This window comes from Pseudomonas sp. HB05, from assembly GCF_016756915.1.
GTDB classification, from domain to species: domain Bacteria; phylum Pseudomonadota; class Gammaproteobacteria; order Pseudomonadales; family Pseudomonadaceae; genus Aquipseudomonas; species Aquipseudomonas alvandae.
This window is the reverse complement of sequence record NZ_JAESPG010000041.1, coordinates 15,629-29,037: the sequence shown is the minus strand read 5'-3', so window position 1 is coordinate 29,037 and position 13,409 is coordinate 15,629. Positions and strand designations below refer to the sequence as shown.

At 61.3% G+C, this 13,409-nt stretch carries 13 protein-coding genes; 5 read left to right on the top strand and 8 right to left on the bottom strand.

Going from position 1 to position 13,409, the window contains the following annotated elements; all coding sequences use genetic code 11:
* Window positions 1-46: 46 nt before the first annotated feature.
* The 4 genes from JMN22_RS24730 to JMN22_RS24715 all read left to right on the top strand — a co-directional run bounded on the left by JMN22_RS24730 (window position 47) and on the right by JMN22_RS24715 (window position 4,341).
* Entirely contained in the window at window positions 47-1,063 is a 1,017-nt protein-coding gene (locus JMN22_RS24730; protein WP_030140268.1) for an outer membrane protein assembly factor BamD, read from the top strand.
* Between the two features lie 122 nt (window positions 1,064-1,185).
* Window positions 1,186-1,419, top strand: coding sequence for a PP0621 family protein (locus JMN22_RS24725; RefSeq protein ID WP_030140269.1), 234 nt, complete (start codon window positions 1,186-1,188; stop codon window positions 1,417-1,419).
* Window positions 1,409-2,998: a two-component system sensor histidine kinase NtrB gene (locus JMN22_RS24720; RefSeq protein ID WP_198798123.1), complete on the top strand. Its 1,590-nt coding sequence runs from the start codon at window positions 1,409-1,411 to the stop codon at window positions 2,996-2,998. The genes JMN22_RS24725 and JMN22_RS24720 overlap by 11 nt, the downstream gene beginning before the upstream one ends.
* The gene (locus JMN22_RS24715) at window positions 2,995-4,341 is read left to right on the top strand and encodes a sigma-54-dependent transcriptional regulator (RefSeq protein WP_030140271.1); all 1,347 of its coding nucleotides are present in this window, start codon (window positions 2,995-2,997) and stop codon (window positions 4,339-4,341) included. The genes JMN22_RS24720 and JMN22_RS24715 overlap by 4 nt, the downstream gene beginning before the upstream one ends.
* Window positions 4,342-5,031: 690 nt before the next feature.
* Here JMN22_RS24715 and thiO read toward each other — a convergent pair.
* The 7 genes from thiO to JMN22_RS24680 are packed head-to-tail and all read right to left on the bottom strand — an operon-like array spanning window position 5,032 to window position 11,820.
* Complete coding sequence (thiO, locus tag JMN22_RS24710) at window positions 5,032-6,132, bottom strand: glycine oxidase ThiO (RefSeq protein ID WP_198798122.1); 1,101 nt, start codon at window positions 6,130-6,132, stop codon at window positions 5,032-5,034.
* Between the two features lie 51 nt (window positions 6,133-6,183).
* Window positions 6,184-6,588, bottom strand: coding sequence for a type IV pilin protein (locus JMN22_RS24705; RefSeq protein ID WP_198798121.1), 405 nt, complete (start codon window positions 6,586-6,588; stop codon window positions 6,184-6,186).
* Between the two features lie 8 nt (window positions 6,589-6,596).
* Window positions 6,597-9,695, bottom strand: a complete 3,099-nt coding sequence (locus JMN22_RS24700) for a pilus assembly protein (RefSeq protein WP_198798120.1) — start codon at window positions 9,693-9,695, stop codon at window positions 6,597-6,599.
* The gene (locus JMN22_RS24695; RefSeq protein ID WP_198798119.1) at window positions 9,682-10,161 is read right to left on the bottom strand and encodes a pilus assembly PilX family protein; all 480 of its coding nucleotides are present in this window, start codon (window positions 10,159-10,161) and stop codon (window positions 9,682-9,684) included. The genes JMN22_RS24700 and JMN22_RS24695 overlap by 14 nt, the downstream gene beginning before the upstream one ends.
* An 11-nt stretch (window positions 10,162-10,172) precedes the next feature.
* On the bottom strand, window positions 10,173-10,886 hold the full coding sequence (locus JMN22_RS24690; RefSeq protein WP_198798118.1) for a PilW family protein: 714 nt from the start codon (window positions 10,884-10,886) through the stop codon (window positions 10,173-10,175).
* Window positions 10,883-11,344 carry a type IV pilus modification protein PilV gene (pilV, locus tag JMN22_RS24685; protein WP_030140277.1) on the bottom strand — a complete coding sequence of 154 codons (462 nt, stop codon included), beginning with the start codon at window positions 11,342-11,344 and terminating at the stop codon, window positions 10,883-10,885. Before pilV ends, JMN22_RS24690 begins: the two co-directional genes overlap by 4 nt.
* Window positions 11,341-11,820 (bottom strand): GspH/FimT family pseudopilin, encoded by a 480-nt coding sequence (locus JMN22_RS24680; RefSeq protein ID WP_030140278.1) that lies wholly within the window; start codon window positions 11,818-11,820, stop codon window positions 11,341-11,343. The genes pilV and JMN22_RS24680 overlap by 4 nt, the downstream gene beginning before the upstream one ends.
* 126 nt (window positions 11,821-11,946) lie before the next feature.
* On the opposite strand from JMN22_RS24680, the gene JMN22_RS24675 reads away from it, so the two are divergent.
* On the top strand, window positions 11,947-12,486 hold the full coding sequence (locus tag JMN22_RS24675) for a GspH/FimT family pseudopilin (protein WP_030140279.1): 540 nt from the start codon (window positions 11,947-11,949) through the stop codon (window positions 12,484-12,486).
* Here the strand turns inward: JMN22_RS24675 and ispH are convergent.
* Entirely contained in the window at window positions 12,440-13,387 is a 948-nt protein-coding gene (ispH, locus tag JMN22_RS24670) for a 4-hydroxy-3-methylbut-2-enyl diphosphate reductase (protein WP_030140280.1), read from the bottom strand. The two genes, JMN22_RS24675 and ispH, sit on opposite strands and share 47 nt — an antisense overlap.
* Window positions 13,388-13,409: the final 22 nt, after the last annotated feature.

The window sequence follows — 13,409 nt, the reverse complement described above, 5'->3', positions numbered from 1 at the left end:
GACGGCCCCGCCCAAGACAGCGGCCGTCATAGGGACGCAAGCCGCCATGCAAGTGAAACACCTGCTGCTGATCGCCATCCTCGCATTGACTGCTGCTTGCTCGTCGAAGGAAGTCGTAGACGAAAACCTGAGCGAAGTCGAACTGTACCAACAGGCGCAGAACGACCTGGACAACAACAGCTATACCAGCGCCACCGCCAAATTGAAGGCGCTGGAGTCGCGGTATCCGTTCGGTCGCTACGCCGACCAGGCGCAGCTGGAGTTGATCTACGCCAACTACAAGAACGCCGAGCCGGAAGCGGCCAAGTCCGCCGCCGAGCGCTTCATTCGTCTGCACCCGCAGCACCCGAACGTCGATTACGCCTACTACCTCAAGGGCCTGACCTCCTTCGACCAGGACGTCGGCCTGCTGGCGCGCTTCCTGCCGCTGGACATGACCAAGCGTGACCCGGGCGCCGCGCGCGACTCCTACAACGAGTTCGCCCAGCTGACCAGCCGCTTCCCCAACAGCCGCTACTCGCCTGATGCCAAGCAGCGCATGATCTACCTGCGCAACCTGCTGGCTTCCTACGAAATCCACGTGGCCGACTACTACCTGACCCGCCAGGCCTACGTTGCCGCCGCCAACCGTGGCCGCTATGTGGTGGAAAACTTCCAGGAAACCCCATCGGTGGGCGACGGCCTGGCGGTGATGACCGAAGCCTACCAGCGCCTGCACCTGGATGAGCTCGCGGCCACCAGCCTGGAAACCCTGAAGCTGAACTATCCGGACCACCCTTCCCTGGTCGACGGCCAGTTCACGCCGCGCGTCGATGAGGCGGACAACCGTTCGTGGCTGAGCAAGGCGACCCTGGGCATGATCGAATCCCGTCCGCCGCTGCCGCCGGGCGAAACCCGCGCCAACCAGGACGTACAGCGCCAGTTCCAGGACGCCAAGGAAGCCATTCCGAACGAGCTCAAGCCAAAGGACGAAAACGGCGACGTGATCGAAGAACCGGAGCCTGAGAACGAGTCCGGCGACCGCTCCTGGTTCAGCTACATGACATTCGGCCTGTTCGACTGAGACTTGGCCTGACAAAAAAGGAGACCTGCAAGTCTCCTTTTTTGTGCCTGGGTTTTATTGCGCTGTGCGCCGTTCCAGTCCTTGGCTAAACTGCCTGATCTCTAGCCAAAAAGCCGCCCATCATGCTTCGTCTACTGTTCTGGATCGCCCTGATTGCCGCCGCGGTATGGTTCTGGCGCAAATTCAAGGCCAGCACTTCCGCGCCCAACGCAACCCGTGAACAGGATGCGCCGCCCATGGTTCGTTGCGCCCATTGCGGCGTGCACCTGCCACGGGATCGCGCATTGCCCCTCCAACAGCAATGGTATTGCAGCCAGGCTCACCTTGAGCAAGGCCCAGGCACTCGTGAGCGCTGAAGCCCCGCTCCCTCGCGTCAAACAGGCGCAGCGCCTGCTGCGTCTGTATCACCTGTACCGCCTCAGCATCGGCATCACCCTGGTGCTGCTGATTTCCAGCAACATGGATAACCGCCTGCTGGAGTTCGCCAACGACGATCTGCTGCGCAGCGGCAGCTGGTTATACCTGGTACTGAACATCCTGCTGGTGGTGTTCCTGGAAAACACCCGTCGTCCTGCCCAGTTGTTCGGCCTGGCCTTGACCGACGTCCTGTTGCTGTCGTGGCTGTTCTTCGTCGCGGGCGGCGCCCCCAGCGCCATTGGCAACCTGATCATCGTCTCGGTGGCGATCAGCAATACCTTGCTGCGCGGCCGGATCGGCCTGTTGATTGCCGCCGTCGCCACCCTGGGCATCGTTGGCTCGACGTTCGTGCTCGGTCTCAGCGATTCGAGCCGACCCAGCAGCTATCTGCAAGCAGGCACCCTGGGCGCCCTGTGCTTCGCCGCCGCGTTGCTGGTGCAACGCCTGACCCGACGACTGGAAGCCAGCGAAACCCTGGCCGAGCAAAAAGCCAGCGAAGTGCTCAGCCTCGAAGCCCTCAATGCGCTGATCCTGCAGCGCATGCGCACCGGCATCCTGGTCCTGGATCGCCAACGCAGAGTTCAGTTGGCCAACGAAAGCGCCTTGAACCTGCTGGGCATGCATGACCTGGTCGGCCAACGGATCGACGATTATTCCAGCGCCTTGGTCGAGCGATTGCAGGGGTGGTTGAACAACCCCAGCCTGCGCCCGCAAAGCCTGACCATCAGCAGCACGGGCCTGACCCTGCAACCCAGCTTCATCGCCCTCGGGGCAGAGGATCAGCAACAGATCCTGATATTTCTCGAAGACCTGGCCCAGGTGGCCCAACACGCCCAGCAATTGAAGCTGGCATCGTTGGGGCGTCTCACCGCCGGTATCGCCCATGAAATCCGCAATCCGCTGGGGGCAATCAGCCACGCCGCGCAATTGCTGCGCGAGTCCGAGGAACTGAACGACGCGGACCGGCGTCTGACGCAGATTATTCAAGATCACTCCCAACGAATGAATCGCGTCATCGAAAACGTCCTGCAACTGTCCCGTCGCCAGCAAACCGCCCCCCAACGCCTGGATCTGCGTAGCTGCCTCGAGCAATTCGTCCGGCAGGCCCGCGAAAGCGCGGAAGGACACCAACAACTGCACCTGAGCATCGACCCCGGCGACTACATCACGCTCATGGACCCCGACCAACTGACCCAAGTGCTCGACAACCTGTTGCGCAACGCCTGGCGCCACAGCGCGCTGGCCCATGACAAGGCCGAGGCCTGGTTGAAGCTGTTCATCGATCCCCATAGCCAACTGGCCACGCTGGACATCATCGACAACGGCCCTGGCGTAACGCCGGACCAGCAGGCGCACCTGTTCGAACCTTTTTTCACCACCAGCAGCCAAGGCACCGGCCTTGGGCTCTATCTGTCCCGTGAGCTGTGCGAAAGCAACCAGGCCCGCCTAGACTTCAAACCACGCCAAGGCGGCGGTTGCTTCCGCATCACCTTTGCTCACGGACGGAAACAGATTTGAATACACGCTCACGGCAACGAATCCTGATCGTCGATGACGAGCCGGACATCCGCGAACTCCTGGAGATCACCCTGGGCAGGATGAAACTCGACACCCGCAGCGCCAAGAATCTCAGCGAGGCCCAATCCCTGCTGGCGGCCGAAGCCTTCGACCTGTGCCTGACCGACATGCGCCTGCCCGATGGCACGGGCCTGGAGCTGGTCAAACATATCCAGCAACGGTATTCCCAACTGCCCGTGGCGATGATCACCGCCTATGGCAGCCTGGAAGTCGCCATCGATGCCCTCAAGGCAGGCGCCTTCGATTTCCTGACCAAGCCAGTCGATCTAGCTCGCCTGCGGGAATTGGTCGGCAGCGCCCTGCGCCTGTCACCGGGCACCACGCCCGGCGCGACCGTCGAACGCGTTCTACTGGGGGATTCGCCGCCGATGCGCGGCGTGCGCAAGCAAATCGAAAAACTGGCCCGAAGCCAGGCGCCGGTCTATATCAGCGGCGAGTCGGGCTGTGGCAAGGAATTGGTCGCCCGCCTGATCCATGAACAAGGGCCGCGCGCCAGCCAGCCTTTCGTGCCGGTCAACTGTGGGGCAATTCCCACTGAACTGATGGAAAGCGAGTTTTTCGGCCACCGCAAAGGCAGCTTCAGCGGCGCCATCGAAGACAAACCCGGGTTGTTCCAGGCCGCCCACGGCGGGACGCTGTTCCTCGACGAAGTGGCCGACCTGCCGCTGGCGATGCAGGTCAAGCTCTTGCGCGCCATCCAGGAAAAAGCCGTGCGCGCCGTCGGCGGCCAGCAGGAAGAAGTGATGGACGTGCGAATTCTCTGCGCCACTCACAAAGACCTCGACGCCGAAGTCGCGGCCGGGCGCTTTCGCCAGGATCTGTATTACCGACTGAACGTCATTGAACTGCGCGTCCCGCCCCTGCGCGAACGTCGTGAAGATATCGAGCCGCTGGCCAACTACATGCTCCAGCGCCTGGCCGCGAGCACCGGTAACCCGGCGGCGAAGCTGCATCCTGCGGCACTCGATGCCCTGCGCAATTACCGCTTCCCCGGCAACGTGCGGGAGCTGGAGAACATGCTGGAACGGGCCTATACCCTTTGCGAACACCATCAGATCGAGGCCGATGACCTGCGCCTTGCCGAGAGCAACGTGGCTGGCGATGTGGCTAACCCGGATCTGGTGCGGGTCGACAACCTGGAGGATTACCTGGAAGACGTCGAACGCAAGGTTATCCTCCAGGCGCTTGAAGAGACCCGCTGGAATCGCACGGCGGCGGCACAGCGGTTGAAGTTGTCGTTTCGGTCGATGCGGTATCGGTTGAAGAAGTTGGGGTTGGATTAGCTCATAGCGGGGGGGGGTGTGATTACCGCAGAGCGTCGTCTACCGCCCGGTCACGGCAACCGCCAGAACTCGTCGGAGAATTCGGCTTGGACCAGGAGTTGTCCGACCATTCCCACAAAGGTTGGTTGGCTGGCTGTGAGGCGGTGTGTATATCCGTTTCTGCGGTAACGGCTGCTGGCGGTTCCGCTCTTACAGCGGGTCACTTTTGGAAAGAGCGCCAAAAGTAACCAAAAACGCTCTGCCCCACCACTCGGCACCTCGCCTAGGCTCGGTGTGCCCTCACTCCGGCATTGCTCCGTGGGCCCGCCGCGATGGGCCATCCATGGCCCTGCGCGGCTATCCCGGCATCCATGCCGGGATGCCCACTGCGCAATGCCTGCGTTCGGCCAGCGTGGTTTAACGGGGCGCCAAGATCAAGATCAAGATCCAAAGCAAGAGCAAGAGCAAGAGCAAGAGCGCGGCGTCAGCCAGGATTTATTTAGCTGAACCACCGCTTTCGCGAGCAGGCTCGCTCCCACATGGTTTTGCAGGTATTCACACATCTGCACACAACCCAAAAACCTGTGGGAGCGAGCTTGCTCGCGAAGAGGCCGGCACATTCAACATCTTCATCGATTGTGAGAATGCTTTCGCGAGCAAGCTCGCTCCCACAATTGGGTCTGAGTATAGGTGCAGTATCAAAACCGAACCTTACAACCGCCCCGCCGGCGCATAAGGCACAGGGTCAATCACCGGCTCCCGCCCCAACATCACATCCACAAACAACCGACACGAAGCCGGCGCCAGCACCAGCCCATTGCGATAATGCCCACAGTTCAACCAAAGCCCCGCAAACCCCGGCACTTCGCCGATATAAGGAATCCCCTCCGGCGACCCGGGCCGCAACCCCGCCCAATGCCCTACCACCTCGGCATCGGCAAGCTCGGGAATAAGCGCCACCGCCGAAGCCTTGAGGCTTTCCAGCGCGACATCGGTCGGGGTCTTGTCAAAGCCCTCGCGCTCCAGCGTACTGCCGACCAGGATGTGCCCATCACGACGCGGGATCGCGTAGCGCCCCTTGGCCAGGACCATGCTCGACAGAAAATCCTCCGCGCATTTGTACAGGATCATCTGCCCTTTAACCGGCTCGACCGGCAGCTTCAAGCCCAGCGTCTTGAGCAGCTCGCCACTCCAGGCGCCAGCGGCCAATACCACTTGGTCGCCGCGAACCTCACCAGCAGAACTATTCACCCCCACCACACGCTCACCGTCGCGAATGAATCCGCTGACTTCACAGTGTTCGTGAAGCGTGACATTGGGCATCGCCAGCAAGGCCGCCTTAAGGGATTTCACCAGCCGGGGATTACGCACGTTAGCCACATCGGCCATGTAGATCGCCCGGGAAAATCCCGAACCCAGCACCGGGACCGCATCGTGGACCTCCGAGATATCCACAGCCCGCAGCGGGCGCCCTTCCCGTTTGGCCCAGGCCAGCGCTTCTTCCTGGTCGTCGAGGTCCAGCCAATACAGCCCGGTGACATGCACCTGCGGATCAATGCCCGTAGCGGCGAACAAGCGCTCGCCCAGTTGTGGATAAAAATCCTGCGACCAATGGGCCAACGCGGTAACCGCCGGGCTATAGCGCCAGGGATAAAGGGGCGAAACGATACCGCCACCCGCCCAGGAGGCCTCCTGACCGACGCCGGAGCGATCCAGCAGCACCACGCGCTGCCCTTCCGAAGCGAGGTTGAATGCGGTCAGCAGGCCAATGACTCCGCCGCCGACAATCACCATTTGCTGTTGCCTGGTCATGTTCTGTTTCGACTCATAAGACAATGGACGCAAACTACGTCCGGAAAAAAATCAGCGGCCCCAGCAATCCTTGGCGGTCACGCCAGCGGCGGCGTTCTCCACATTTCGTACGCCGGTATTGGTGATCACGAAGTCACCACATTTGTCCGCCGCCATGGGCGAGCCGCCCTTGCGCACTGCCTTCAAGATGAAGCTCTGGTCCGTCAGCGTCGTCGGAGTAATGGTGTACGAATCATTACCGGCGCTCAGGCCAGTCGCGTTGGTGTAGGCGTTGTTCCTCGAGTAGTAGCGCTCGAGGATCTGCGCCTGCTCCGACAACAGCGAGGCGATCTCGGTGCGCCGGGCCTTTTTCATGTATTCGGTCAGGCTCGGATAGCCGACGGTGATCACAATACCGATGATCGCGATGACGATCATGATTTCGATCAAGGTGAAACCTCGGTTGGATTTGTGCATGCCTTACCTCACTGTATTTGCCGCCACATGATACGACGGCTGCCACCGACGGACTTGGTCAGCAGGTCGGTGATACCTCCACCGGAGTCATTCACGACCATGTTGGTTGCCCCATTGGCGCTGACGACGGCACTCAAGGTCGGGATCCCGCCCGTGAACACCACGCCAGCGGAAATCGTGTCGAGGGTATTGATCGAACCATCGTTATTGGTATCGAGCACCGCATAGTTGAGCATCTTACCGTTGAACGCATCCACTTCGATCAGCTTGCCGGTACCGAAGCTGGCGCACGGGTCGGTGGTATCAACGGCGGCGGTCGTGAAGACAACACGCCCGAGCACCAGGCTGGCTGGGTTGATGACCCGCTCCCCGGTCAAGGCGTTGTTGTACACCAGCGGCAAGTACCAGCCCTTCTTGGTGGGATAGGCGACATCGGTCTGGCTGGTGGTCACGAACTGCCCCGTCGTCCCGGAAAAAATATTGGTGATCGATTGGGCCTGAAGGCTCGCCACGGTGATTTGCCCCCCGCCGCCGATCGCATCCCAGATCGAATAGAACCCTTGCAGGTCCTTGTTGAGCTTGTCGGCCGATTCGTTGAACTTGCCAGTGCCGAAAAATACCTGGATGCCGCCTTGGGGATTGTCCGCCAACAAAGGCTGCGCAGTGATCGGCTGGGTAGCCCCACCAGGGGCGGTAAACAATGGCTGGCCAGCAAACGCCAGGCCCCAGGTGGTCGGGGAGGTGCCACTGAGGTCGAACTTCCACATCCGCCCTTTCAAGTCACCGCCGTAGGCGGCTTGCACCACGTTCTGGGAATTGACCCGCAGCTTGACCGACGACAGGCCGTTATCGGTTTCGCTGCTGTTGACGACAATTTTGCGAATCAGCGAACCGTCGCGAATGTCCACCACGTACAACGCCGCCACGCCGCTATTGCTGCCATAACCGTTGGAAATGAACGCGGCCCAGCGACCGTCCGCCAGGCGCGCCACTTCAGGCCGTGCGTAGGCGTAGCCCAGGTCGTTGAAGGGATGGCCCGTGTTGGCGATGGCTGGCGCGCTGATTTCCCAAAGTGCCCGGATCGCGTTACCCGCCGACGCATCGAACAATTGCACCGCATAAAACGCCCGGCCACCGGCACCGGTGCCGCCCAGGGCGAGGGTTTTCCAGACGCTGCCCAGTTGCGCATCGAATACACCGACCTGCCCGTCCACCAAAAACTTGTGGCTCACGCCATTGATATAGGTGGGATCAGCGATCATCTCCAGCGAAGGCAGCACGCTCGACGGCATGTAGGCATAACGCCGGGTTCCATTCGTGCTGTTGATCACGCTGAAAAAACCGTCATTGCCGTTCACCACCAGGCTGGCGCTCATGTTTGTCGCCTTGGTCGCCAGGTAGGTGCTGTAGCTGGTGTCGCCCACCAGGTCCGAGGCGGTCTGGTCGTTGGGTGAGGCCAGCACCAACGGGGAGTTGATAATGTCCCCGAGCAAGACGCTGCGTATTTTCAAGCCCGTCTTGTTGGTGCCCTTGCTCCACTCCACCAGGTCGTTGCCGGTGATACCGGTGGGCAAGCCTTGGCTCAGGCTGGTCTGCTGGGCCGGCGAGAAGTTGCCGTAGGCCAGCGTGATCGGCACGTTGGTGGCGGTGTTCCAGGACTGATAGATCGGCGCCGTGGCGCCGGGCACGATGGCCGTGTCGGTGGTCCATTGCATCGCCGCCGTGTTGACCGTACCGGTCGAGGTAAAGCCGAACGCCTTGATGGTGCCACGCCAGTCCTTGGGGTCGTAGGTGGTCTGGTAGTAACTGGAGGTGCTGGACAGCGTCGCGCCATTACTGGTGCCGCCGCCCCCCGAGCCGGCCTTGGAGGTGATGTCGCTCAGGGCCGATGACAGCGCGGAGTTCAGGCCCTCGCTGTCGGTGGCCTGGTAATACTTGCCCGCACCGTAGCGGGCCGCGTCGGAAAGCATCGGGTTGGTGACGGCAAACCCCACGGTATAGGTGTTTAGATACTGCCGACGAAACTCAGCGCCGTCCCAGCTTTTCCCTGTGACATCAGTGCCGGTGGTGCGCATGTCGATATCAAAAGCGAATTTGGCTATGTCGTCCAAGTACAGCGTATCGCCCTCGCCGTCACCACTCGGACTATCGCCATCGTTGGTGCTGATGCCATCCCAGTTCGGCAAACGACTTCCTCCCAACGGGTCGTTGGTAGGAAACGTTCGGTCATAGGTGGGCAAACCATCGGTGATCACCACCCCAAAATTTTTCTGGCAGCGGTACTGGATCGGGCTGGTGTAGGTGCTGGGCGTGCCGTTGTAGTAAGGCGCCATGCCTCTGAAATAACGGGTGACTTCGTAATAACTTTCGGCCAGTGGGGTATTGGCAACGGCGCCCAAAGCATTGATGGCGTTGATCAGCGCGGTGTAGTTTGTATTGGCCTGAGTCTGAGTCACGCTACCGCTGACCGGCGACAAGTCGCTGACCGCGCGAGAGATGTAGCCCCCCGGCCCAGAGTTGCTGCTGTTAGGTGGATTGAAGGTAGCAAGGCCTATACGCAAGGCACGATTACCGGTCACCAGGTCATTGGAAACATCCCGTGCGACGTTGATTCGATAGTCGTTAGGAATTGAGCCGGTGGTGAAGTCCCGGCTCGATCCGTTGGCCAGAGTCAGTAGATAAGACAGGTATTTCGCTGTGTAACGGGTGTTTTCGCCGCCGACAGGATCGGGTAACCGCAAGCAAACCACACCAACACCAGACCGATAAAAGCCGTACCAACCAGTAGAGCAGCCTCCACGAAATAGACTCGCGAGCAAGACGTTTCCGTCCTCCGCCGCAAGACTCCGCCTGTTGCTACTGCTGCAACTTCTATCATCGGTGCAGACCTCGACAGTTGGACGACTGATCGCCGGATCAAACCCCGCCGCCCAGATAATATTGTTCATGCTCCCCGAGTCATCGATCAGCAGCATCACGTTGGGCGTCACCGCCGCCGCGCTCAACAGGGGCGATTCCGAAGGCGTGAAGCCATAGACCGGCGCCGCCAGGTAAAGGCTGAGCAACGCCCCCCACACCGCTCCCAGCAGCGCCCTAATATTTCGCATAGATGCTCTCCACCACGCTGCGCTGGTTGTTGCCCACCACAGCCACCGCGGTGATCCGGTACAGCGTCGCCGAGGTATTGATCGGCACGTTGACCGCCGTAAGCGTCGTGCCGATGTTCTGCACGCCATAAAACCCACCGGCGGCGGCCACCCAGAGCACGCCCGACGCCGAGTTGCGCCCTGCCACCGTTACCGTCGCCGACTCCGCCGGTGGCGCACATTGGGCCGTGGTGGTACAGACCGGCAATGAATACGTCTCGACCTGCACCGCGCTCTCCCCCACCCGCAGCGCGGCCTCGGCCAGCTGGAACGACTGGTTGCGCTGCATGACACTGCTGGTCATTTTTTCCTGGAGCGTGGCGCTCTGCATGGACGAAAGGCCGATCAACGTCAGCAGCAACAAAAAGACCAGGCTGACCAGCAATGCCATGCCGCGCTGGCCGTGTCGGTGCCCTATCGAAATCATCGATCGCCCCTTCATAGCAGCCGGTTCCGCAAAGCGGCGACCACATTGAAGGTCTGGTCGCGCACGGTGTTCCGCGGATCGAACAGCGTCAGGGTCAGGCGTACGCTGCGGATCAGCGCCGGGTCGCTCGGGTTGGCGCTGTAGCTGGTGGCAGCGGTGTCCGTCGCACTGCCGGCCATGCCGAATGTCACGTTGAATGCCCGTACATTGTCCACCAGCACCGCCATGGTCGGAGTGCCGGGGCCTGTGCCCAGCAGTAGCTGATTGTTGTTGAAGCCGTAGATCAGTCGGCGAATCGGGAAGGCCAACTGACCCGTCGCGGGCGCGCGGGCGTTGGAATAGGCCGTTGCCGAGGTGCGGCAATCGGAGACCACGGTCCAGGTCGGTGCGTTACCGCCACTGCCAATGTCCGCCGTCACCAGGGTCAACCTGCGGTTCGCGTTGTCCCAGCGGATCGGCGTGATCTGGCTGGCCGCGAAACTGTTATCCGTGGAAGCATCGATGACGGTCGCCAGGCAACCGAACATGCCGACCATGCGAATCTCCTGGACCATCTTGCTCAAGGCAAACCGTGCGTCCTCCTGCATGACGGCAGCAGCGTTCTGGCTGACATAGGTGTTCTTGGCCGCGATGAAAATCTGCACGACGCCCAACACCACGATGAGGCTGATGACCAGCGCGATCATCAATTCGATCAGGCCGAAGCCGCGGCTGCGTCCGTTCATGGCGTCGCCGCCACCGGATCGACGGCGACACGGCTGGTCAGCACGAAGCTGCGCCGCGCCTCGGCCGCGTCGGTCGTGTTGGCGGCCCGAGCGTCATCCCAGGAAATGGTGATGGTGTAGACCCGCTGGTTCAGTGCCACGGTGCCGGTGGCGGTGGCGCCGCCGAAGGCGACGATGTTGGTCTTGAAGTCGTACAGATCCTGGTCCCGGGCCACGTTGAGGTTGGGTGAGCCGGGTGGAGCGATGGTGTAGTCGGCGCCAGAATTGGCGCGGATGCGGTCCAGCAGGTCATAGGCAATGAAGCTGGCCTGGCTGGTCATGCGCGAGCTGTCGGTGTATTTGAGCGCATTGAGCTGGATCATCGCCGCGCCCAGCAAGCCCACCCCGAGGATCAGCACTGCCACCAGCACTTCGATCAGCGTCATGCCCTCCTGCGCCTTTTTACTGCAACCCTTCATCCGCAATTTCCATTCAATACGATTCGTCCGTTGAGGCAAACATTCAGCGTCCTGCTTTGCGCCCCCCTTACGTAATTGAAGCTCACCGGCACGGCCAGGCCCGATAATCCGCCGAGGTTGTTGAAATCGATACTGGTCACATCTGAGGTTAGCGTCAGAGTCGCGCCGCTGCCCATCGCTGGAACAACCCGCAATACATTCGGGTTGGGCGGATTGCCAGTGTTGTCGTACACGATCAGTTCGCCGTTCCAGGCACCACCCTGCGTGGTCGGACGAACGCGCGTGGTGATGCCACGGTTGATCGCTTCCATTCGGGCGAAGTTCAAGGCCCGCTGCAGGTCACCGATTTCGGTATCGGCCTTGGTGCCTTGCAGCGAACCGGTGAACGACGGTACCGCCATGGTAATCAGCAGCAGCATCACGCCAAGGGCCACCAGCACCTCGATCAGCGTGAAACCTTTTGTACGAAGATCCATCGATGCCCTCCGTTGCCGTCGGCTATACCTGCCATTACACGCTAGAACAAACCACCGCCGTGTGGGTGGTTGTTTCAATCAGGACGCCAGGATCGCGTCGTTTTCGTACTCCAGGGAGGAGACGTCATGTATCAACAAGGCTTCAGCCTGATCGAACTGCTCATCGGACTGGCAATTGCCGCAATTGTTCTGCCGTTGGCCAGTACAAGCTACACCCAACTGATCGAATCCATCGAACGCGAGGACACCGCGCAGCTACTGCTCAGCGGATTGCGCAGCGCCCGCAGTGAAGCCATCACGCGTAACTGCCGGGTGTTGATACACGCAATAGATAACGATTGGAGCAAAGGCTGGCGGATCATGCTGGACGACAAGGAGAAGACCTTGTTGAAGGAGCGCAGGAGCAGCGCTCGGGTAGTTGGCAACTCGACGGTCAAGCGCAGGATCAGGTTCGGCAGCCAGGGAGAGGCCCTGCATTCCAATGGCTCATTCCAGGCCGGCACGCTGCATGTGTGCGCCAAACGCCGGCCGGTCAGCCATCACCAAGTGATATTGGCGCCGTCCGGCCGCGTCCGCCTGGAAAGTATCGAGGCCGAGCAGGCCCTGTGTGCAAAAGGACTCAAAGCAGGGAGCGGACGCGCAGTTCCTTCGGCATCGAGAACGTGATGTTTTCCTCGCGACCGGCCAGCTCGTCAGCCCCGGTTGCACCCCAGGCCTGCAATTGCTGGATCACACCGCGCACCAGGACTTCCGGGGCGGAGGCACCGGCGGTAATGCCGATCCGCTCGACGCCGTCGAACCAGCTGCGTTGCATGTCTTCGGCGCCGTCGATCAGGTAGGCCGGGGTGGACATGCGCTCGGCCAGCTCACGCAGGCGATTGGAATTGGAGCTGTTCGGGCTGCCGACGACCAGGACCACGTCGCATTCGTCGGCCAGTTGCTTGACCGCGTCCTGACGGTTCTGGGTCGCGTAGCAGATGTCGTCCTTGCGCGGCCCGCCAATGGCAGGGAAGCGCGAACGCAAGGCGTCGATGACGCGACTGGTGTCATCCATGGACAGGGTGGTCTGGGTGACGAAGGCGAGCTTCTCCGGGTTGCGTACCTGCAGGGCCGCCACATCTTCCTCGTCTTCGACCAGGTAGATGGCGCCGCCGTTGCTGGCGTCGTACTGGCCCATGGTGCCTTCGACCTCCGGATGACCTTCGTGGCCGATCAGGATGCATTCGCGGCCGTCACGGCTGTAGCGCGCCACTTCGATGTGGACCTTGGTGACCAGCGGGCAGGTGGCGTCGAAGACTTTCAGGCCACGGCCGGCGGCTTCGGTACGCACCGCCTGGGAAACACCGTGGGCACTGAAGATCACGATGACGTCGTCCGGCACCTGGTCCAGTTCCTCGACGAAAATAGCCCCGCGGCTGCGCAGGTCCTCGACGACGAACTTGTTGTGCACCACTTCATGGCGCACGTAGATCGGCGGCCCGAACACTTCCAGGGCGCGGTTGACGATTTCGATCGCCCGGTCCACGCCGGCGCAGAAGCCACGGGGGTTGGCGAGTTTGATTTGCATGCTGTGCCTCGTGTCTTGCGCG